18 protein-coding genes and 1 tRNA gene are annotated in these 22,530 nt (G+C 37.2%); 17 read left to right on the top strand and 2 right to left on the bottom strand.

Translation table 11 applies throughout. The features are described 5' to 3' along the window. The first annotated feature begins 147 nt into the window (after positions 1-147). Positions 148-218, top strand: a tRNA-Gln gene (locus BGO42_RS04995). Between the two features lie 48 nt (positions 219-266). On the opposite strand, the gene BGO42_RS05000 is transcribed toward BGO42_RS04995, so the two are convergent. After that, entirely contained in the window at positions 267-1,091 is an 825-nt protein-coding gene (locus BGO42_RS05000; RefSeq protein ID WP_177731594.1) for a universal stress protein, read from the bottom strand. Between the two features lie 182 nt (positions 1,092-1,273). Here BGO42_RS05000 and rimP point away from each other — a divergent pair, with 182 nt between their 5' ends. The 9 genes from rimP (at position 1,274) to BGO42_RS05045 (ending at position 12,187) form a co-directional block, all read left to right on the top strand. Further along, a complete protein-coding gene (gene rimP / locus BGO42_RS05005) occupies positions 1,274-1,738 on the top strand; it encodes a ribosome assembly cofactor RimP (protein WP_177731597.1) in 465 nt (154 codons plus the stop codon). A gap of 13 nt (positions 1,739-1,751) precedes the next feature. Then, complete coding sequence (gene nusA / locus BGO42_RS05010) at positions 1,752-2,996, top strand: transcription termination factor NusA (RefSeq protein WP_177731600.1); 1,245 nt, start codon at positions 1,752-1,754, stop codon at positions 2,994-2,996. A 62-nt stretch (positions 2,997-3,058) separates the two neighbouring features. Continuing rightward, positions 3,059-5,956, top strand: a complete 2,898-nt coding sequence (gene infB / locus BGO42_RS05015) for a translation initiation factor IF-2 (protein ID WP_177731603.1) — start codon at positions 3,059-3,061, stop codon at positions 5,954-5,956. A 546-nt stretch (positions 5,957-6,502) separates the two neighbouring features. Then, entirely contained in the window at positions 6,503-8,011 is a 1,509-nt protein-coding gene (locus BGO42_RS05020) for a hypothetical protein (protein WP_286748779.1), read from the top strand. A 6-nt stretch (positions 8,012-8,017) separates the two neighbouring features. Further along, on the top strand, positions 8,018-8,632 hold the full coding sequence (locus BGO42_RS05025) for a DUF6705 family protein (protein WP_177731609.1): 615 nt from the start codon (positions 8,018-8,020) through the stop codon (positions 8,630-8,632). Next, the gene (locus tag BGO42_RS05030; protein ID WP_273246464.1) at positions 8,632-9,222 is read left to right on the top strand and encodes a DUF6705 family protein; all 591 of its coding nucleotides are present in this window, start codon (positions 8,632-8,634) and stop codon (positions 9,220-9,222) included. The genes BGO42_RS05025 and BGO42_RS05030 overlap by 1 nt, the downstream gene beginning before the upstream one ends. 358 nt (positions 9,223-9,580) lie before the next feature. After that, positions 9,581-10,228, top strand: coding sequence for a DUF6705 family protein (locus BGO42_RS05035; RefSeq protein ID WP_273246463.1), 648 nt, complete (start codon positions 9,581-9,583; stop codon positions 10,226-10,228). After that, on the top strand, positions 10,228-10,836 hold the full coding sequence (locus BGO42_RS05040) for a DUF6705 family protein (RefSeq protein ID WP_273246462.1): 609 nt from the start codon (positions 10,228-10,230) through the stop codon (positions 10,834-10,836). The genes BGO42_RS05035 and BGO42_RS05040 overlap by 1 nt, the downstream gene beginning before the upstream one ends. Before the next feature lie 124 nt (positions 10,837-10,960). Further along, positions 10,961-12,187 (top strand): hypothetical protein, encoded by a 1,227-nt coding sequence (locus tag BGO42_RS05045; protein ID WP_273246461.1) that lies wholly within the window; start codon positions 10,961-10,963, stop codon positions 12,185-12,187. A gap of 133 nt (positions 12,188-12,320) precedes the next feature. Here BGO42_RS05045 and BGO42_RS05050 read toward each other — a convergent pair whose 3' ends face one another. After that, on the bottom strand, positions 12,321-12,710 hold the full coding sequence (locus tag BGO42_RS05050) for an SPOR domain-containing protein (protein ID WP_273246460.1): 390 nt from the start codon (positions 12,708-12,710) through the stop codon (positions 12,321-12,323). Between the two features lie 217 nt (positions 12,711-12,927). On the opposite strand from BGO42_RS05050, the gene BGO42_RS05055 reads away from it, so the two are divergent. From BGO42_RS05055 to BGO42_RS05085, 7 genes are read left to right on the top strand one after another with little or no spacing between them, the layout of a single operon-like run. Then, on the top strand, positions 12,928-14,202 hold the full coding sequence (locus BGO42_RS05055; protein ID WP_273246459.1) for a c-type cytochrome: 1,275 nt from the start codon (positions 12,928-12,930) through the stop codon (positions 14,200-14,202). A gap of 32 nt (positions 14,203-14,234) precedes the next feature. Beyond that, positions 14,235-17,285, top strand: coding sequence for a TAT-variant-translocated molybdopterin oxidoreductase (locus BGO42_RS05060; protein ID WP_273246458.1), 3,051 nt, complete (start codon positions 14,235-14,237; stop codon positions 17,283-17,285). A gap of 40 nt (positions 17,286-17,325) precedes the next feature. Continuing rightward, positions 17,326-18,732 carry an NrfD/PsrC family molybdoenzyme membrane anchor subunit gene (gene nrfD / locus BGO42_RS05065; RefSeq protein WP_177731634.1) on the top strand — a complete coding sequence of 469 codons (1,407 nt, stop codon included), beginning with the start codon at positions 17,326-17,328 and terminating at the stop codon, positions 18,730-18,732. 6 nt (positions 18,733-18,738) lie between these two features. Further along, positions 18,739-19,263 (top strand): DUF3341 domain-containing protein, encoded by a 525-nt coding sequence (locus BGO42_RS05070; RefSeq protein WP_177731637.1) that lies wholly within the window; start codon positions 18,739-18,741, stop codon positions 19,261-19,263. 8 nt (positions 19,264-19,271) lie between these two features. Beyond that, positions 19,272-19,817 carry a c-type cytochrome gene (locus BGO42_RS05075; protein WP_177731640.1) on the top strand — a complete coding sequence of 182 codons (546 nt, stop codon included), beginning with the start codon at positions 19,272-19,274 and terminating at the stop codon, positions 19,815-19,817. A gap of 28 nt (positions 19,818-19,845) precedes the next feature. Then, positions 19,846-21,324: a quinol:cytochrome C oxidoreductase gene (locus tag BGO42_RS05080; RefSeq protein ID WP_273246457.1), complete on the top strand. Its 1,479-nt coding sequence runs from the start codon at positions 19,846-19,848 to the stop codon at positions 21,322-21,324. 19 nt (positions 21,325-21,343) lie between these two features. Next, positions 21,344-22,516 carry a cytochrome c oxidase subunit II gene (locus tag BGO42_RS05085; RefSeq protein WP_177731646.1) on the top strand — a complete coding sequence of 391 codons (1,173 nt, stop codon included), beginning with the start codon at positions 21,344-21,346 and terminating at the stop codon, positions 22,514-22,516. Positions 22,517-22,530 lie beyond the last annotated feature (14 nt).

A 22,530-nucleotide genomic window follows, 5' to 3' on the forward strand; every position in this document is an offset into this window, starting at 1 on the left:
CAATTTTGAGAGGTTATTTTGTTTTAAGGGGTGTGGGATTTGTGTGTTTTTGAAAGTGGATTTTCCGGGTTAAATTTTCCGGCTTTGTTTGGAGAATAAAAAAAATATTTTACATTTGCCCCTCTGAAAAAATCAATACTGATTTAGTGGCCTATGGTGTAATGGTAACACAGCTGATTTTGGTTCAGTCGTTCTAGGTTCGAGTCCTAGTAGGCCAACAAAAAAACCTCTCCGATCGGAGAGGTTTTTCTTTTAGGTATCTTTTGTTATATTTTGAAAGTTACTACCGGGCGTTTCGCGTGGTTTACCAGGTCTTCACTGATACTTCCGTTAAAGAAGTGGGAAATTCCTTTTCTTCCGTGTGTGCTGATTCCGATTAAGTCGGCATCAATGTTTTTGGCGAAGTGTAAAACACCTTTTTCAACGTTTACATCATTATAAATGTGTGTGCTGTAGTTGTTAATGCTGAAAGGAGTGATGAAATCAGCCATCATTTTTTCGGCAACAGCTGTAGATTTAAAGTTGTTCGGCGTGTTGACCATCAGTAGATGTATTTTAGCATTGAACTGATTGGCAAACTCCACTACTTTTTCGAACGGTTTTTTAACCTCGTCTGTAAAGTCGGAAGCGAAAACAAATTTGTCTACATTAAAATTGTCAGATTCTTTTTTGATTACCAGTACCGGAACTTCTGAATGACGTACCACTTTTTCGGTATTGGAACCAATGAACATTTCTTTGAAACCGCTGGCGCCATGAGAACCCATAACGATTAAGTCGATTTCGTTTTTATTGCTGATGTCCAGAACACCGTCAAAAGCTCTTTCCAGTTTGGTGATCTGTGTTACATTTATTCCGGATAAAATGGAAGAATTTGCGATTTCGTCTAGTCTTTCTTCTGCTTTCTTTTTGAAGAACATGATTTCAGGGATTTCGTGGCCGCTGCCAATAGCGTCGCTTCCTTCATGTGGTAGTTCAAGCATGTGAAGTAAAACAATTTCTCCGTCGTTTTTTCTTGCAATTTGAGCGGCAACTTTTAGGGCGTATTCTGCATGATCGGAAAAATCAGTTGGTACTAAAATCTTTTTCATAATAAATAATTTGTAGTGATTTGCTGTGGTTTATTTGTTAAAATCTGTTTTATAAAGGTAGGAATTTAAATTACAATACACAATTGATTTTCAATATTTAAAAAATAACACTATATTTGCGCCGTTATTTATTAATGAACTAAATAATGAGGGGGCAATAAGTCCCCTCTTTTTATACTAATATGGCATTTAAAGAAAAAGTTAGCGCGTTGCTGAATGAGGGGTTGTCGCAGAAACCGTCTCTTTTTTTAATTGATTTGGCAATAACCGATTCTTATAAAATTATTGTAACTTTAGACGGTGATAACGGTGTTAGTCTTCAGGACTGTATTGATATTAGCCGTGCTATAGAGCATAATTTGGATCGCGAAGAACAGGATTTTTCATTGGAAGTAGCTTCTGCGGGAGCAACCAGTCCGTTGAAATTGCCAAGACAGTTCAGAAAGAATATCGGCAGAACGCTGAAAGTAACTACGGCTACCGAGAAAATCGAAGCCGCATTGACAGCAGCAACAGATGCGTTTATTGTTTTGGAATGGACAGCAAGAGAGCCAAAACAAATCGGGAAAGGTAAAGAAACAGTTCACAAAAAGGTAGAAATTCCTTATTCAGATATCAAGGAAGCAATTGTTATAATAACATTTTAAATAAAGAGTTTGCATGGAAAATATTGCATTAATCGAATCGTTTTCAGAGTTTAAAGACGATAAACTAATCGACAGAGTTACCTTAATGGCAATTTTAGAAGATGTGTTTAGAAATGCATTGAAAAAGAAATATGGTTCAGATGATAACTTCGATATTATTATAAATCCGGATAAAGGAGATATGGAAATATGGAGAAATCGTATTGTAGTTGCTGATGGAGAGGTGGAAGATTCAAATTCTGAAATTTCGTTATCGGAAGCGCGAAAAATTGAGCCTGATTTTGAGGTGGGAGAGGAAGTTTCTGAAGAAGTAAAATTAATTCAATTAGGAAGAAGAGCTATTTTAGCATTGCGTCAAAATCTGATTTCTAAAATTCATGAGCACGATAATACAAATCTTTACAAGCAATTTAAAGATTTAATCGGAGATATTTATACAGCAGAAGTACATCACGTGCGTCCAAAAGCAGTTATTTTGGTGGACGATGAAGGAAATGAAATTGTATTGCCAAAAGAAAAACAAATCCCTTCCGATTTCTTCCGTAAAGGAGATAACGTTAGAGGAATTATTGAGAATGTGGAGTTGAAAGGGAATAAGCCGCAAATCATTATGTCCAGAACTTCAGAGAAATTCCTGGAAAAATTATTTGAGCAGGAAATTCCGGAAGTTTTTGACGGTTTGATCACGGTTAAAAAAGTTGTGAGAATCCCGGGTGAAAAAGCGAAAGTTGCCGTAGATTCGTATGATGACAGAATTGATCCGGTTGGTGCCTGTGTGGGGATGAAAGGTTCCCGTATTCACGGTATCGTTCGTGAGCTTGGAAATGAAAATATTGATGTTATCAACTATACAACCAATACACAATTGTATATAACCAGAGCGCTTAGCCCGGCTAAAGTTTCTTCGGTTAAAATTGATGAAGAAGGTAAATCTGCAGAAGTGTTCTTGAAACTGGAAGAAGTTTCAAAAGCTATCGGACGTGGAGGACATAATATAAAACTGGCAGGATTACTAACAGGATATGAGCTGGATGTAATTCGTGAAGGTAATATTGCAGAGGAAGAGGACGATGTTGAATTAACAGAATTCTCAGATGAAATTGAAGGATGGGTAATCGAGGAGTTTGCTAAAATTGGATTGGATACTGCGAGAAGCATATTGAATCAGGATGTTGCCGATTTAGTGAGAAGAACTGACCTTGAAGAGGAAACAATTTTAGAAGTTATCAGAATTCTGAGAGAAGAGTTCGAAGAATAACCTAAGTATTACAACAAACAACAACAACACAACACGCATTACGATAATATTAAAAAGATTATATGTCTGAAGAAAGAGTAATAAGAATAAACAAGGTTTTAAGGGAATTAAACATTTCTCTGGATAGAGCTGTGGACTATTTGAAAGAAAAAGGGCATACCATTGAATCAAGTCCGAATGCTAAAATTTCTAATGAGGAATATTCTATCTTGTGCGGTCAATTCTCTGCTGATAAGGGTAAAAAAGTAGCTTCTCTGGAGGTGAGTGAAGAGAAAAAGAAAGAAAAAGAGGCATTACGTGTAGAAAGAGAGCGCGAGATTGAAGAGAAACGCAAACAAGAGGAAGAGAAACAACGTCAAGAAATCATTAAAGCAAAAGCCACATTGTCTGGTCCGAAAGCTATTGGTAAAATTGACCTGAATCCTAAAAAAGCTGAAGTTGTTACTGAAAAACCATCTTCAGAAGTAGTAGAGGAGAAAGTCTCAGTACCGGAAACGAAGCCTGTTGTTGTGGAGGAGAAACCTGTTGTTGAAGAGAAACCTGTTGAAAAAATAGAGGAAGTGAAACCTAAGGAAGAAGAGAAGAAGGTTATTCGTGAAGAAAAAGTTGTTAAAATCACTCCTGTAGAGAAACCTCAGGTTGAAAAAGCAGCAACTGCAGAGCCTGTAGTGGAAGAAGAGAGAATCGAAACACAGTACCAGAAATTAAGCGGTACTACGTTTACAGGTCAGACCATTGACCTTTCTCAGTTCAATAAACCGAAAAAGAAGAAAGAAGACTTTAAGAAAGACGGAAACAAGCCGAATACTGGTAACAACCAGAATGCCGGACAAGGTCAGGGTCAGAATTCGAACAATTCGAATAATAATAAGAACAAGAGAAAACGTATTCCGACCAAACCGGGAGCTCCGGGTACACCGGGCCAGGGTCAGGGCGGTAATAACAACCAGGGTGGCAACAATGCTAACAGACCGGGAGGACCAGGTAAATTTACGGCGAACAAGCCGTCATTCCAGAAAGGAAACCGTCCTGCTATCGTAGCAAAAGTTGAGCCAACGGAAGAAGAAGTTAAAAACCAGATCAAGGAGACTTTAGAAAGACTTCAGGGTAAAGGAAATAAATCGAAAGCGGCGAAGTACAGAAGAGACAAGAGAGATTCTCACCGTCAGAAATCGGATGATGAGCAAAGAGCTATCGAAGAAGGAAGCAAAGTACTGAAAGTAACAGAATTCGTTACGGTTGGTGAAATTGCAACCATGATGGATGTGCCAATTACCAAAGTTATCGGAACGTGTATGTCTTTGGGTATCATGGTAACCATGAACCAGAGATTGGATGCGGAAACGCTTTCTATCGTTGCAGACGAGTTTGGTTATGAGGTAGAATTCATTACCACGGATATTGAAGAAGCAATTGAAATTATTGAAGACAGACCGGAAGATCTGATCCACAGAGCGCCGATTGTTACGGTAATGGGTCACGTGGATCACGGTAAAACGTCCTTATTGGATTACATTCGTAAAGCAAACGTTATTGCGGGTGAGTCCGGAGGTATTACGCAGCACATCGGAGCGTATGGTGTTCGATTAGACAACGGTCAGAAAATTACGTTCCTGGATACACCGGGTCACGAGGCCTTTACGGCGATGCGTGCCCGTGGAGCTCAGGTAACGGATATTGTAATTATCGTGATTGCGGCGGATGATGATATCATGCCACAAACAAAAGAGGCTATCAGCCATGCTCAGGCAGCAGGTGTACCTTTGATTTTTGCAATCAATAAAGTGGATAAACCAACGGCTAATCCTGAAAAAATTAAAGAAAAACTGGCAGGTATGAACTTGTTGGTTGAAGATTGGGGTGGAAAATACCAATCCCATGATATTTCTGCAAAAACAGGATTAGGAGTTAAAGAACTATTAGAAAAAGTATTATTAGAAGCTGAAATCTTAGATTTAAAAGCAAACCCTAATAAACCAGCTGTAGGTACAGTAGTAGAGGCATTCCTTGATAAAGGACGCGGATACGTTTCGACAGTATTGGTTCAGGCAGGTACTTTAAGAATCGGAGATTACGTATTGGCCGGTAAGCATCATGGTAAAGTGAAAGCGATGCATGATGAAAGAGGTCATAACGTTAAAGAGGCAGGTCCTTCAACCCCGATTTCTATTTTAGGTTTGGACGGAGCGCCGACAGCAGGTGATAAATTCAATGTTTTTGAAGACGAAAGAGAAGCGAAACAAATTGCTGCTAAGCGTACGCAATTAATGCGTGAGCAGTCTGTTCGTACTCAGAAACACATTACCCTTGCAGAAATCGGAAGACGTATTGCTTTAGGTCAGTTCAAGGAATTGAACATTATCCTTAAAGGAGACGTGGATGGTTCGGTAGAAGCCTTATCGGATTCCTTCTCTAAATTGTCTACAGAAGAAATTCAAATCAGAATTATTCACAAAGGAGTTGGAGCGATTACAGAATCGGACGTATTGTTAGCGTCTGCTTCCGATGCGATTATTATCGGATTTAACGTTCGTCCTTCCGGAAGTGCAAAACAATTGGCAGACAAGGAAGAAATCGATATCAGAAGCTACTCCATCATCTATGATGCAATTGATGATCTGAAAGATGCAATGGAAGGTATGTTGTCTCCGGAAATGAAAGAAGAAATTACCGGAACAGCTGAAATTCGTGAAACATTCAAGATTTCGAAAGTGGGAACTATTGCAGGATGTATGGTTACCGATGGTAAGATCTTCAGAAACTCTAAAATACGCTTAATCCGTGAAGGCGTTGTAATTTACACCGGTGAATTGTCAACACTGAAACGTTTCAAAGACGATGTGAAAGAAGTTTCCAAAGGATACGATTGCGGTATGCAGATCAAAAACTACAATGATATCAGAGAATTGGATATTATTGAAGGATTCCAGCAAGTAGAAGTTAAAAAGAAACTGAAATAGTTGATTTTATAATAACGAGTTCTAAAATAGGCTGACTATTTTTGATTCTATAAATTTGATAAAAGTTCAAACATTTTTAAAATGTTTGAACTTTTTCTTTTTAAAGGATATTCGTTGTATTCTGTGCTGCTGATGCATTTGGTTTGGTGTAAGGACCAAACAACCCATGTGCGGCCTTAGTGGTTGTAAATCTCAATACTCTCCCGGGCGGGCTCTCCTGCTTGTTTGATGGCTTCACATTTATCCTATGGTCAGAACGCATCTTTTCAATATTCCATTTTGACCCTTTCTGCTATAGCATTTTCATATGGGTTTGTATTTTTATTCTTTTTTTGAAGAAATTTTAAGTAAAGTAAGTTTATGGATATCCACAAAACATACTCAAATTGTTTTTGAGGCATAATAATACTTATGCTATTCCCTGTATTATGTGAGTGTAAATATGGGTGTTATATACGCACTTATACTCAATTTTTGTTTTTTGTGGATTTCTGTAATTGTCATTACGATAAAATCGCAAGATTTGCAGTAATAAAATGTGGCAATATGAAGAATAGTAAATTACATGCCTGCTTTCCTGTTTTAATTTTTATGCTGTTTGCTCTTTTTAGTTGTGAGCTGAACGAGGAAGTAATCCGTAGGGAAAGCGATACGAATAAAATCAATATCAGGGAGGCATCACTTGAAAAACTGCTTCGTGAAAACAAGTTTGTAAATGCCTATAACGCAGTTTATGCGAACAGAGAGAAATCCCGTACGGTAATGGAAGGACAGTATAATTTTACAATTGTACCACACGGTGCGAAAGTCATTGAAGATGGCAGTAAAACTTCTTATACGTTTAAGATTACAAGAGAAATCTCTAACCCGGACTATTTTGAAAACCTTGTAATTAACGTAGACAGTTTAGGACAGCCAAGTGCCTATGTCCTAAAGTACACACCAAGTGAACCATTATCTCTGAGCGCTCACGGTTCATTTGCATTCAAAGGACAGGTAAAAATTACGCCGATTGTTTATAATGCTTCGGAAATGGATAAAACCACCATTTGTGTTACCGCACAAATATTGATGTGCGACCAGGCGTGGAGTCCGGACAACACCGGTGTACACGTTGCTACCAATGAATGTAATGACCAGAACCATTTATTTTACTCTCCGGTTACGACTTGTTATACTACTAATGGCGATATTGGTGGCGGCGGTGATGGTGATCCGGGGGTAACTGTTCCTATTGGTGACGATGGCGGCGGCAGTGGCGGCGGTGGCGGAGACGGTGATCCTTCAACAGGAGGGGGACTTACACCTCCTAATCATTGCCCGCGATGTCCTGTTTTTGTGACGACACCAGTTGAGGAATGGACAGAGCCGCCTTTGCATTGTGACAAATTAAAAGGGCTTTTAAAAAGTGCAGCTGTTAAAAATGCTATTCGTGCCCTGAATAGTGAACAGGTTTTTGGCGGCACTAAAGAAAAAGGCTATAACCTGGCGCTAAACCCGCAAAATAAACTAATAGCAACCGAAGTGCCTTATCAGAGTACAGGAGAGAGTTCTGTTCGGTATTCTCAGTCTGCCATGCTTTTTGGAGGGATTCATTGTCATCTCCGTAGCCATGCTCCCATGTTTTCTCATGACGATGTTGCTATACTAAGTGGTTTTTATACCCGTCATAATTTTATAGGGAATAATGGAGTTGCAGATCCAACGATTCCAGTACATATTGTAGTAACTAATCAAGGAATTTATGCTATCAGTGCAGATGATCATGTTAGTATACAAAAGTTATTAGATATTTATTCGAATAAAGATTCAAGAAAGAAATTTATTAACGATATTGGAAAAAGATATGATAAATTAGCTGATGAAAATACATTATTACCTATAGGTTATTTACAGAATTATCAGAAAACTTTTTTAGAATTTTTAAAAGAAAATGATTTGAATATATCATTATATAATGCCAATGATGATTTAACTGGTTGGACTAAATTATCTCTTAATAATGATTCGAATACCAACACCAACGAACCTATAATAAAGACTAACTGTAATTAAATTATCATGAAAAATATATTTGTATTTACTGTTTATTTTTTTATTGCTATTTCATGCAAGGCGCAAACCATCGTACCTCTTTCACAAGATCATAGTGATATGTATCATAAATCGAATACTTACACTAAAGATGTTGATAATGAATTTGATAAATATACAGGTACATGGAAGTTTCAACAAGGGAATACGACTTTAACTATTGTGTTTAAGAAAATTATTTTTGACTACTACCAAAAGAAAAATTATTACGAGGACTTACTGATTGGAGAATATAAATATATAGAAAATGGAATAGAGAAAGTTAATACTTTAAGTATCCTTAGCAATCCTCCATCAACCACGGGAGGATATAATATATATGGGAATCGTATTGTCCATAGGGGAGTATATCCACAATGTCCTGAGTGCCTTTTAAATGAAAAACGAGTTATTCTTTTTATAAATGATTCTGAACGAGAGTATTTGGATAATGCAATTGTATTACGTTATAAAAATGAAAATGGTGTTGAAAAGATAATTGCAAAAATCTTTAAAAACGGTACTTCATTTATGCCACCTGATAACGCTCCTGATGAAATGCGGCTTCCATACGGTGAATATGTTTTGATAAAACAACCGTAATGAAAAATATATTTATAATAACGATTTTATTATTATCAATTTCCGGTTGTTCACAAACTTTACCTTTATATCTGGCACACAGTCAGGAATCTGGAAAATACTACAAAGATATAGATAATGACCTGAATAAATTTCAGGGAACGTGGAAGTACACTAATGGTTCAACTTCATTAACCATTGTACTGAGAAAAAAAACACAGGTGGTTAATCCTTTCCGCAACTTTACAACAGATATGCTCATTGGTGAGTATAGCTATATTCACAATGGTATTCAGCAGACCAATACCATAAGTTTAATGGAAGCAAATTCGGCGGACTATGGTAATAATAACATCTACGGGACAACATTAGGTAAATGTGATGCATGTCCTGCAGGCGCAAAAAACTTGGTATTTCTATTTTTTAATGACCCGGTCGTAAGTTATTTAAACTCTCAAATGAGTGTAAAGTATTTTATCGAAAATGGTGTTGAAAAAATAAAAATCGGGCTAAAACCAGATACTTATGTTCATACAGGAGAATTGCCAGCAATGCCGGCCGGATATGAGCCCGTACCTATTGATAAATACACTTTGATAAAACAGCCATAGGCTGTCTTATTTGAAAAGTCTATCTTAAACCATGTCTAAATCTAAATAAACTCCTGTTCAGTTTATCCAAAAGACTTGAGAAAGAACTGGCTGATGAGAAGCTTAAGAATAAGATTTTTAACGCCTTGATAGCTATATCGGATATTCTGTAGGATACTCAGATCCGAAAAAAGTTTTCTCCCAAACCATCTTCCTGCCCCGGGATGGAATCGGGTTGTATGAGGGTAGTGCTGGTTTAACGGTTAGTGATTTAGCCGGTACTAATTTTAAATGGGGTGAATTGTCAATAAGCAAAGGGAAAATAGCAAACACACCATGTCCATAATAGAAAATTTTGTTCCTTTTAAAAATGAGAAAAATGAAAAAATACTTATATAGTTCAATAGCAGGTATGATCACTTTTTACGGGTGCGCTCAAAGCCCGGTGATTGATAGATTTGGAAGCGAGAGTTTAGGTATGGTTGAAAATGCGTACTATAAAGATGTTAATGGTTTTCTGAATCAATACGTCGGAACCTGGATTTATTCTAACGGTAATAAGATGTTTAAAGTTGTTTTTGCTAAAAAACCGATGATGTATGTGTCAAGTTTTAAAAATTATTACGAGGACTATTTAGCCGGAGAATTTCAATATATAGAAAATGGAGTTGAAAAGGTTAACACATTAGCTAATTTAAGTAATTCTTATTCAAATATTAGGGACTATAATTTGTATTCGGTGGCTATGATGAAAAAGGATTCATACCCTTTATGCCCGGAATGTGGGGAGAATGAAAAGCGGCTGTTAATGTTTTTTAATGAGCCCTCGCGTAGAAATATTTGGAATGGGATAGGCAATAACTTTGTGATCAGAAAATTTGTTGAAAACGGACAGGAAAAACTAAAAGTACAATTTGTCTATACCGGACACGGTCTTGAAACATTAAACACAATGGATGGTCCTTCAACAAACATAAATAGCTTTAGTGTTCCTTATGGAGAGTATATTTTAGTAAAACAACCGTAATGAAAACTATATTCACAATCCTGTTGGTATCTTTCCTTTTTTCCTGTAAAGCACAGGTTGTAGTGCCAATTGCCGAAGATAGCGATGTGGCATATACCAGTGGTACTTATAATAAAGATGTTGATAATGATTTCATTAAATATATTGGTACATGGAAATACCAAAACGGAAATACATCACTTACAATTTCTTTTGCCAAAATAACATTCGAGTACTTCGAATATAAAAATTACTATCAGGATTTGTTAGTTGGTGAATACAAATACATCAACAACGGGACTGAAATCATAAACACATTATCATTACTTGCTGATAATTCGCTAAGTGGCGACGATCATAGTATTTCCGGAAATTTGATTTGGACAAAAAATCTATACCCTGTATGTAGTGATTGTGCGGAGAATGAACGTCGTATTAAGCTTTCAATTTATGACCCTGAAAGAAGATATTTAAGCAGCTCTGTTATTTTGCGATATAAAAATGACAATGGAACCGAAAAAATAATAGCCAAAATATATAAGAGTGATAATTCTATCATGCAACCAGAAGGCTCTCCGGATGAAATGCGTGTTCCATACGGTGAATATGTTTTGATAAAACAACCGTAATGAAAACTATATTCACAATACTGTTAGTTTCTCTCCTTTTTTCCTGTAAAGCACAGGCTATAGAGTGGTGCTTATTAATAAAGATGTTGATAATGATTTTACTAAATATATAAAAGAACAGTAAATGGTAAATAAAGAAACCTGGATAGAAGGAGATACACTTTTTTACAAATATCATGGCAACATCGAAAAAGCAAATATTAATTCACTAAAATATGCTTATGTACAGGTTTTAGGAAATATAGCCTTTCTGTTTGTTGTTGCAGATTATCAACACTATATATCCACTGAATTACAGGGATTTGAAGAGGTGTATCGCGAACTGTCAGATCGGTTTTGTTTTGATGACAAAACCTTTTTTGCAGTATGCAAAGCAAGAAAAGAAGATGAGAAAGTAAAAATCTGGGCAAAAAAAATGCCTCAAAATTATCAGATTCTGGACGAATATCCGGATGATGGTGATTCTGGCTACGAAGTATATGCAGCGCCCAGACAGATGATATCCTGGGATACTACTTACGAGCAATTGGAAGCATCGGGTTGTGTCGCAGTTTATTTTACCGATTACGGCGCTAAATATTTAAGATTCAAATATCCGGTTAGAATAGAAGGTATTCTTATCGATCAATTAGAAGTATATGCAGGCAACGCCAGTACTAATCGCCCTGTACAGGAGTTTTTCGTATACCTGTATGATGCAACCAATACCGATGAGAGCTATAAAAAACTACGCAGACTCTGGATCGGTGACGATGTTGATATTAATATTAATCAATACGGCTATGAAAGAGAAGACCAGTGTTATCTGCAATTTGCTTTGGCAAAAGGTATAGATGTTTCTATTTGTTATACCTACGATAAAGGGTCTGCTTATGACGATGGCAGTACATCGCTTCATTTTTATAACAAACGGGAATACAGGTATTTTTTGGAAAATAAAGAGTATGAAGAAGTAATGGAAATATCCGGATTAATATCCTTCCATAATAAATTGGATCTGAAAGTCAGGTATATTGATAATGATGACGTTAAACATATTCCACAAAAAGTAAAAGCATTACTGAAAGAGAAAAGTGGTATCTGGCTCGATAGTGCTAATAATAAAATCGGATTTGCAGGAATAGACACTGCATTGATTCTGGACCTTGAAAAAATTGAATATTTTACATTTCAGAATGTTCTTCCTGCAAAAGGATCCGGATATGCAGTTTTTATTGTTCATCTTAAAACAGAAAATTATCGGGACATTTTTATTGAGGACGACACTTATTTCTTTGATCCGTTTGCTAAGCAATTGAAGCAAATGACGAAAAAGCCGGTTAAAATCCCTGAAGCAGATTATAACTGTTAAAACCATACATGACCTCATTGGGGTTTATCTGTACAAACACCTAACGTTATGCATTAAAAAAACCAGCCGGGAAATCCTGACTGGTTACTGTAAATGATATTGTAAAACATATCAGCCTGTTTTAGACTGGTCATTATTTATTCGGACGTATTAAAAGAGCGTTCGGGTATTTCTTTTTAATGTCGTTAAGGTTCTTTTCGGCCTCTATGCGGGTCTTAAAGCTGCCAATCCATACTTTGTAGGTTGGATTGTTATAAACGATCGTACCGTCTATATTCCGGAATTCTTTTCTGAAACTCGCCAGTGTTTTTTTGGCTTCTTCATTAGTGCCGTAAAAAATTTGAATCTTATAGCGATCGTTAACGGTTATAGAGGAATTGATTTTTCTTTTCTCATTCAGGAGTTGCTCAAATTTCGGGTCCTGATCAATGTTAATTTTTGCGGTCTGCGCGTTGGAAGTGTATCCTAAAAATAGTGCTATTAAAGGAAGGAAGTGGTTTTTGTTTACTCTTAAGATTCTCATAATGAAGTCTGTTTACTGCAAAAATACAATTATATAATTAAAAGAATTTTCTCAGGTTTATTTAGAATGGGTATAAATTACAATTAAGACAAATTTAAGGTTTTTAGAATAATACATAAGTCGTATTTTTGTCGGAGTTTATAAATAAGGTATTTATTTATCTGAAATTAGGTTTCTGATAAAATCATGCCAAATTTAGTTGATAATCATTTTAACTATGAAAAAAGTGGGTAACCATAAATCGTTTTCAAAGATTTTATTGTTCAGTTTAGCATTTGTGCTATCTTTTTCTTTTACCTCAAAAGCTCAGGATGCGGCTGCAGGTAAAGCGCTTTTTAATTCTAACTGTGCCGCTTGTCATAAGCTGGACGCAAAAATGACGGGGCCTGCGCTTCGTAATGTTGCGGAAAAATATGATAAAGCCTGGTTGCATAAATGGATTAAAAACAGTCCGGAATTAATCAAATCAGGTGATGCTAAGGCTATCAAAGTGTTTGAAGAAAATGGAAAAGTAGCGATGACTGCTTTCCCTCAATTGTCAGATGCGGATATTGATAATATCTTAGCGTATACTTCTCAGCCTAAAGAAGAGCCTAAAGCGGCTGCTGCAACAGCAGGAGCTACGGGAGCTGCTCAGGAAGGCGGAGTTTCTAACAATCTGGTTTTAGGAGTATTGGGTGTAGTATTGGCTATGTTGGTAGCGATGTTGCTGTTTGTTAAGAATGTACTTAACAAGATTGCAAAGGCTAACGGTGTAGAGCTGCCGGTAAAAGAAAAATCAATTCCGTTATGGATTGCTTTTGCCAGAAACCAGTTCTTAGTGCTTGTTTCTGTAATACTTATGCTTTTGGTAGGAGCTTACTTTATCTACGGATATTTAATGCAGGTAGGTGTAGATCAGGGGTATGAGCCGATTCAGCCAATCCATTTCTCTCACAAAATTCACGCTGGTGATAACGGTATTGATTGTAAATACTGTCACTCTTCTGCCAGAGTAAGTAAAACTTCAGGTATTCCTTCGTTGAATGTTTGTATGAACTGTCATAAAAATATTAATGAATTCCAGGGGGATGCAGATTCTACTTATGTGGATCATACAAAAGAATTCTATACTGCTGAAATTCAAAAACTTTACGATGCGGTAGGTTGGGATAAAACAGCTCAAAAATATACAGGAAAAGTGAAACCTGTTAAATGGGTTCGTGTTCATAATCTTCCTGACTTTGTGTACTTCAATCACTCACAACACGTTTCTGTTGCTGGTCTTGAATGTCAAAAATGTCACGGTCCTGTTGAGACTATGGAAATTATGAGACAACATTCTCCGTTAACAATGGGATGGTGTGTGAACTGTCACAGAGAAACCAATGTTAAGGTTGAAGGTAACGAATACTACAAAAAAATACACGAAGAACTTTCTAAAAAATACGGTGTAGATAAATTGACTGCTGCACAAATGGGAGGTTTAGAGTGTGGTAAATGTCACTATTAATAAATAAATTAAGAAGCTAATATCTATATACAATGGCATCAAACAAAAAATACTGGAAAAGTGTTGAAGAACTAAACGAAAATAGTTCTATTGTTGAGACGCTAAGAAACAATGAGTTTGTTGAAGAAATTCCAACAGATGAATTTTTAGGAGATAAAGATACTTTATCGACTTCATCAACTACTCGTCGTGACTTTTTGAAATACGTAGGATTTTCTACAGCAGCAGCTTCTTTAGCTGCGTGTGAAGGTCCGGTAATCAAGTCTATTCCTTATGTAGTTCAACCTGAGGAAATCATCCCTGGTGTTGCAGATTTTTATGCAACTACTATCGCTGATGGTTTTGATTTTGCAAACATCCTGATCAAAACCCGCGAAGGTCGTCCTATTAAAGTAGAAAATAATAACTTACCAAATGCTATAACCGGTGCTAATGCAAGAGTTCACGCTTCTGTATTGTCACTGTATGATAGTCTTCGTTTAAAGCAATCAAAAATTGCAGGTAAAGATGCTTCGTGGTCTGAAGTAGATACGAAAGTAAGAGCAGCTTTATCAGACGCAAAAGCTAAAGGTGGTCAGGTCGTTCTTTTAACAGGAACTATGGCAAGCCCGTCAACAGATAAATTGATTGCTGATTTCATTGCAAAAAATCCAACGGCTAAACACGTTGTTTATGATGCAGTGTCTAGCTCTGATGCTCTTGATGCTTTCCAAATGGTTTATGGAGAAAGAGCATTACCAAATTATGATTTCTCAAAAGCAGATGTTATTGTTTCTGTTGGTGCTGATATCTTAGGAGATTGGCAAGGTGGAGGATATGATGCAGGTTATGCAAAAGGACGTATTCCTAAAAACGGGAAAATGTCGAAACACATCCAGATTGAGGCAAACATGTCTTTAGCGGGTGCAAATGCAGACAAGCGTATTCCTTTGACTGTTACAGATCAAAAACTTGCTTTAGTAAAAATATTCAATGTAGTTACCGGTGCTTCTGTTGCAACTTCAAAAATTGCCAATGAAGAAGCGGTAATGAAAGCTGCTCAGCAATTAAAAGCTGCTGCAGGAAAAGGAGTTTTAGTTTCAGGATTGGACGATGTTAATGCACAATTATTAGTATTGGCTATTAACAGAGCTTTAAGTTCTGAAGCGTTCAACACGGCTGCAACCCGTTTAATCCGTAAGGGGGATGCTAAAGCGGTAGCGCAATTGGTTAACGATATGAAATCGGGAGCAGTTCATACTTTGATTATGAACGGTGTTAACCCGGTTTATGCTTTACCAAATGCAAAAGACTTCTTGGAAGGACTTAATAAAGTAAAATTATCGGTTGCATTTTCATTAAAAGAAGATGAAACAGCTTCAAAATCAGCTGTCGCAGTTGCTGTGCCGCACTACCTGGAGTCCTGGGGTGATGTAACCATCGCCAAAGGTCACTACAGTATTACGCAGCCAACAATTCGTCCGTTGTTTGATACAAAACAATTCCAGGAAGCATTATTGTCCTGGACAGGAAATCCGGCTTCTTATTATGATTTCCTAAAAGCAACCAGCGCTGCTATCGCTACAGGAACAACCTGGAATAGCTTGGTACACGATGGTGTTTTTGTTTCGGAAGTAGCACCTCTTGCAGGTTCTGCTGCTGATTTCGGTTCTGCTGCCGGAAAATTAGCACAAGCTAAAAATGCTGGCGGATTAGAATTAGTATTGTATACTAAAACCGGAATGGGAGACGGGCAACAGGCAAATAACCCTTGGTTACAAGAGTTCCCGGATCCGATTACCCGTGTGTCTTGGGATAACTATGTAACAGTAGCTAAAAAAGATGCTGAAAAATTAGGATTGGTAAACTACAATGTTGCAAACGGAGGTTTGAACGGAAGTTATACAACTATTGAAGTTGCCGGTGTTAAGTTAGAAAACGTTCCTGTAATTATTCAACCAGGTCAGGCTGTTGGAACAATCGGAGTTGCTTTAGGTTATGGCCGTAAAGAAGCAATGAAGCAGGAAATGCAGGTTGGGGTTAATGCTTATGCGCTTTATGCAGGTATGAAATCCGACCAGGTAGCTAAGGTTACTAAAGCTAACGGAGATCACGAGTTTGCTTGTGTTCAGTTACAAAAAACATTAATGGGTAGAGGTGATATCATCAAAGAAACTACCCTTGAAATATTCAATACTAAAGATGCTGCAGAGTGGAATATTGTTCCAATGGTATCTTTAGATCACAAAGAAACACCTGCAACTAAAGTAGATCTTTGGGATTCTTTCGACCGTTCTATCGGTCACCACTTTAACTTATCGATCGATTTGAATGCTTGTACAGGATGTGGAGCTTGCGTTATTGCTTGTCACGCTGAAAACAACGTTCCTGTTGTTGGTAAATCAGAGGTAAGAAGAAGCCGTGATATGCACTGGTTGCGTATTGACAGATACTACTCTTCTCAGGATACCTTCAAAGGTGATGTGGAATTAAAAGAAGGTGCTTCCGGATTAATGAACTCTATCGATACTTTTACAGGTATGGAAGATCCGTCAGAAAATCCACAGGTAGCATTCCAGCCGGTAATGTGTCAGCACTGTAACCACGCACCTTGTGAAACAGTTTGTCCGGTAGCGGCAACATCACACGGTCGTCAGGGACAAAACCACATGGCATACAACCGTTGCGTTGGTACTCGTTATTGTGCAAACAACTGTCCTTATAAAGTACGTCGTTTCAACTGGTTCTTATACAACAAAAACAGCGAATTCGATTACCACATGAATGACGATTTAGGTCGTATGGTATTGAACCCGGATGTTAACGTTCGTTCAAGAGGGGTAATGGAAAAATGTTCACTATGTATCCAAATGACTCAGGCTACTATCCTTAAAGCGAAACGCGAAGGCAGAGCAGTAGGTAAAGATGAATTTGATGTAGCTTGTTCTGCAGCTTGTTCAAGTGGTGCCATGATCTTTGGTGATGTAAATGATAAAGAAAGCAAAGTAGCTAAATTAGCTGAAGATGACAGAATGTATCATTTATTGGAGCACATCGGAACAAAACCAAATGTATTCTATCACGTAAAAGTTAGAAATACCTAAAAAAGTAAAATAAATTAATTAAGAATCAATATAAAGGATTATGTCGTCTCATTACGAAGCACCCATTAGAAAACCTTTGGTTATAGGTGATAAAACTTATCACGATGTAACAGTAGATGTGGCTAGACCGGTTGAAGGTAGAGCAAACAAACAATGGTGGATAGTTTTTTCTATCGCTTTAACAGCATTCCTTTGGGGAGTTGGCTGTATGACTTACACCATTACTACAGGTATCGGAACATGGGGATTAAATAAAACAGTAGGTTGGGCATGGGATATCACTAACTTCGTTTGGTGGGTTGGTATCGGTCACGCCGGAACTCTAATTTCTGCAGTATTATTGTTATTCCGTCAAAAGTGGAGAATGGCAATTAACCGTTCTGCGGAAGCGATGACTATCTTCTCGGTAGTACAAGCAGGTTTATTCCCAATTATTCACATGGGTCGTCCATGGTTAGGATACTGGGTATTACCAATCCCGAATCAGTTCGGATCTCTTTGGGTGAACTTTAACTCACCGTTACTTTGGGACGTATTCGCGATTTCAACGTATTTATCAGTATCATTGGTTTTCTGGTGGACTGGTTTATTACCTGACTTTGCCATGCTACGTGACAGAGCGGTAACACCTTTTACTAAAAGAGTTTATTCTATCCTGTCTTTCGGATGGAGCGGTAGAGCAAAAGACTGGCAACGTTTTGAAGAAGTATCTTTAGTATTAGCCGGATTAGCAACACCACTTGTACTTTCTGTACACACGATCGTATCCTTTGACTTTGCTACTTCAGTTATTCCTGGATGGCACACGACAATCTTACCTCCGTACTTCGTTGCAGGAGCGATTTTCTCCGGATTCGCAATGGTTAATACCTTGTTGATCATCATGAGAAAAGTTTCAAATCTTGAAGAATACATTACTGTTCAGCATATCGAATTAATGAATATCGTTGTAATGATTACCGGATCTATCGTAGGTATCGCGTATATTACAGAGTTATTCGTTGCCTGGTATTCCGGAGTAGAGTATGAGCAATATGCTTTCTTAAACAGAGCAACAGGACCTTACTGGTGGTCATACTGGTTGATGATGACTTGTAACGTTTTCTCTCCACAGTTCATGTGGTTCAAAAAACTAAGAACAAGTATCATGTTCTCATTCATTATCTCTATCGTTGTAAACATCGGTATGTGGTTCGAGCGTTTCGTAATTATCGTTACCTCGTTACACAGAGATTACCTTCCTTCATCTTGGACAATGTTCCAGCCAACATTTGTTGATGCTGGTATTTATATCGGAACAATCGGTTTCTTCTTTGTATTATTCTTATTGTATTCAAGAAGCTTCCCGGTAATTGCTCAGGCAGAGGTGAAAACAATCTTGAAAACATCCGGAGATAATTACAAGAGACAAAGAGAACAAGAAGGACATAATTCACATAATCATTAATAGATCATGAGTAATAAAGTTATACATGCTATATACAATGATGATGACATCCTGATGGATGCTGTTAAAGCAACACGTGCCGCTCATCATCATATTGAAGAAGTTTACACGCCATTCCCGGTTCACGGGTTGGACAAAGCAATGGGATTAGCACCTACAAGAATTGCTATCGCTTCTTTCCTTTACGGTTTAGTTGGTCTATCTGTTGCTGCATCATTAATGAATTATGTAATGATTGTAGACTGGCCACAAGATATTGGTGGAAAACCAAGTTTCAGCTTCATTGATAATATGCCTGCTTTTGTGCCTATTATGTTTGAATTAACAGTGTTCTTCGCTGCCCACTTAATGGTTATTACTTTCTATATGAGAAGTAAATTATGGCCTTTCAAAGCAGCTGAAAACCCTGATGTAAGAACTACAGATGATCACTTCTTAATGGAAGTTGCACTTCACGGAAGCGAAGAAGATATGGTTTCTTTCTTCAAAAACACGGGTGCTGTAGAAGTTAAAGTAATTGATAAGCATTAATAGAAGATATGAAAGCCTTATATAAAATAGTAGCATTAGTAGGTGTATCGATTGTTACAACATCTTGTTTTAACAAATCAAAGCCTAACTATCAGTTCTTTCCAAATATGTACGAGTCTGTAGCTTATGAAACGTATTCACAATCTGCAGCTTTCAAAAATGGTAAGGAAGGTCAGTTACCTGCAAAAGGTTCTATCCCAAGAGGATTTACACCTTATGAATATGAAAATTCAACAGCAGGCTATGAATTAGCTAAAGCAAACCTGAAATCTCCTTTGGATTCTACAACCATTGATTCTGAAAGAGGAACACAACTTTTTAATATTTACTGTGCAATTTGCCATGGTGAAAACGGAGACGGAAAAGGGAAATTGGTTAAAAGAGAAAAATTCTTAGGGGTACCAAGTTACGCTGACAGACAAGTTACAGAGGGAAGTGTTTTCCATGTAATTACTTATGGTTTGAACTCCATGGGATCTCACGCAAACCAATTGAACCAGGAAGAACGCTGGCAAGTTGTGGATCACGTGTTGAAATTAAAAGCAGGATTATAATTGTAGAACACATTTGAAAGTATTAGATATGTACACATTTTCAAGCAAATTAAAAACTTTTGCATTTGTCTTAATGGCTTTAGGGTTAGTAGGGATTGCATTTGGTTTTTTGACTGCACCTAAGACCGTTGAAGACGTAGAGAAAATTTTAGCCGATAGTCATCATGGTGGACATCATACAGAGGCTGTAGCACATGAATCGCACGATGAGCATGCTGCAACCGATGTGGCACACCACGAGGCTGCTAAAACTGAAGCGGTAGTTTCAGATTCATTAAAAACAACAGCACAAGATACTGTTAAAGCCGCAGCTGCACCTGTAGTTGACGAGCACCATAACGATAATCACAAAGTTGAAGCTGCTCATGGACATGAGGGAGCTGATGCACATGCTGAACATCAAGAACATTTAGAACACGTTTTACACCAGTTGCAAAACAAACCATGGGCTGCCTTATATGTTGCCTGTATCTTCTTCATGTTAATCTCTGTTGGAGTACTTGCTTTCTATGCAATCCAATGGGCTGCACAGGCAGGATGGTCTCCGGTACTTTTCAGAGTTATGGAAGGGATCACCAGTTATTTATTACCGGGTTCGATCATTTTCTTTATCCTGTTAATTGCAAGCGGAATGCATTTAAACCACTTGTTTGTCTGGATGGATCCGGAAGTAGTAAAACACGATGAATTGATTCAGGGTAAAGTTGGATTCCTAAACGTTCCTTTCTTCCTGATCAGAGCTGCTATTTTCTTAGCAGGTTGGAATCTTTACCGTTTCTTGTCAAGAAAAAATTCCCTTGCACAGGACAATGCTAATGATGATTCTTTCTACAAAAAGAACTTCAAATTAGCGGCTGGATTCTTAGTATTCTTCATCGTAACAGAATCTATTGCTTCCTGGGACTGGATTATGTCTGTAGACCCACACTGGTATAGTACATTATTCGGATGGTATGTGTTTGCAAGTTTCTTTGTAAGCGGTATTACGACTATTGCATTCGTTACTTTGTACTTAAAATCAAAAGGACATTTAGAATATGTAAATACAAGCCACATCCACGATTTAGCAAAATTCATGTTTGGTATCTCTGTATTCTGGACGTATTTATGGTTCTCACAATTTATGTTAATGTGGTATTCTAATATACCGGAAGAGGTTACTTATTTTATTACAAGAATTGAGAACTACAAATTACCATTCTTCGGTATGTTAGCGCTTAACTTTGTATTCCCGATATTAATTTTAATTAATACAGATTTCAAACGTCTGACATGGGTTGTAGTAATGGCTGGTATTCTTATTTTAACTGGACATTATATTGATTTCTTTAATATGATTATGCCTGCAACTGTTGGAGATCAGTGGTTTATTGGAGTATCTGAGATCAGTTCATTATTATTCTTCTTTGGATTATTCATCTTTGTAGTATTTACAGCTTTAACAAAAGCACCGTTACTGGCAAAACGTAATCCGTTAATTGAAGAAAGTAAACATTTTCATTATTAATATTTAAAGTAATAAACAAATGACAGGTTTATTGGTACTTATAGTTGTAGTTTTATTAGGAGTTGCTATATGGCAATTGACTAAGATATTCGATTTAACTCAAATTGGACAGTCTTCTGTTGAAAAATCAGAAATTGCCAACGAAAGAGATAATAATGTTAATGGGTATTTAATGTTTGGGTTCTTAGGGTTTATTTATATATTCACTATCTACTCTTTATTGAAATGGGGACATTTGGTTCTGGGAACTCCGGCTTCGGAACACGGAACACATTATGACAACCTGATGATGATTTCAATGGTTTTGATTTTCATCGTTCAAACGATCACCCAGGCATTATTGCACTACTTCTCATTCAAATACAGAGGTAGTAAAGACAAAAAAGCATTATATTTTGCTGATAACGATAAATTAGAATTTATCTGGACAATTATCCCGGTAATTGTATTGGCAGGATTAATCCTTTACGGATTATATGCATGGACAAACATCATGTTTGTTGATGAAGAAGAAGAAGTGATCTACGTTGAATTATATGCAAAACAGTTTAGCTGGGAAGCACGTTATGCCGGTGAAGACAACTCATTAGGTAAAGCAAACGTTAGATTCATTCAGGGTGTGAATACTTTAGGTGTTGACATGGCTGATCCAAATGCACAAGATGATAAAGTAGTTAATGAATTACACTTGCCGGTTGGTAAAAAAGTAGTATTCAAGATTCGTTCTCAGGACGTTTTACACTCTGCTTATATGCCACACTTCAGAGCGCAGATGAACTGTGTTCCGGGTATGGTGACGCAGTTTGCTTTCACGCCTTCTGTAACTACAGATCAGATGCGTCAGGATCCTGCTATCGTTGAAAAAGTAGCAAACATCAATAAGATTAGAGCAAAAAGAAGTGCTGAACTTGTTGCTAAAGGTGAAACCGCTTTAGATCCATATACTTTCGATTACTTATTATTATGTAATAAAATTTGTGGTCCTTCTCACTACAACATGCAAATGAAAATTGTAGTTGAAAGCGAAGCAGATTACAAAAAATGGTTAAAAGGGAAACCTACTTTAGCTAGTGCTATTAAAGATGCTAACAAAACGGAAGCTCCGGCTGCTGCATCTGAAGCTAAAGCTCCGGAAGCGACTGCTCCTGTAGCTGATACAACTAAAGTTTTAGCACAAGTAGTAAAAAAATAATTGCTTTTAATATA

The organism is Flavobacterium sp. 40-81 (genome assembly GCF_001898245.1).
Taxonomy (GTDB): domain Bacteria; phylum Bacteroidota; class Bacteroidia; order Flavobacteriales; family Flavobacteriaceae; genus Flavobacterium; species Flavobacterium inviolabile.